Source organism: Vibrio sp. Vb1980 (assembly GCF_033338615.1).
Lineage (GTDB): Bacteria > Pseudomonadota > Gammaproteobacteria > Enterobacterales > Vibrionaceae > Vibrio > Vibrio alginolyticus.
The window spans coordinates 1-585 of record NZ_JAWOSZ010000127.1 but is presented as its reverse complement, the minus strand read 5'-3'; the positions used below and the strand labels follow the sequence as shown (position 1 = coordinate 585).

Below are 585 nucleotides of genomic sequence, written 5' to 3'. Positions count from 1 at the left end.
AAAATGAAGCGAGCCAGCCCAAGAATTGTCGTTTCTATCACCAGAGTTAAAGACGATTTGATCTAGGTCTTGTGCATTGATTTCAAGGACAAAAACACCACTACCTTGATCAACAAATGTCGTTCCATCTGGAAGTGACAAGCTCGCACCATCTGGTACGTTTGAAATCTCAACCCTCAATGTTTCTGGATCATTCTCTTGATAATTTGCACCGTCGCCAATCGACTCTTTGTTATCCACCACCAGCGCATTCACGTTGATGGTAATGTCTTCGCCTTCGTTGCCTGAGACTTGGGTATCAGGGTTAACATCCACGTCGTCGCCAATCGGGTTAACGACTAACGTAAAGTTGCTGTTTCGCTCGGTAGGCACTTTCAACAACTCTTCTTGAATGAAGACAGAGATACCGATTTCAACTTCACCACTAAAGTGTTTTGGCGGCTTAATTTGAATATCGCTCAAGTCGATGGAAGTTTGCGTCAAGTCTTTAACTTGAATGCTCCACTCGCCATTGCCTGCGTTTTTCACAATGTAATCGGATGAATTAGACTCAACAACAAAGTCATTCGGAATGCCTGTCAGCTT

1 protein-coding gene is annotated in these 585 nt (G+C 43.6%); it reads right to left on the bottom strand.

All coding sequences use genetic code 11. The features are described from left to right. The coding region (locus R7F64_RS24125; RefSeq protein ID WP_318072182.1) for a hypothetical protein at window positions 1–585 on the bottom strand (585 nt) is incomplete at both ends.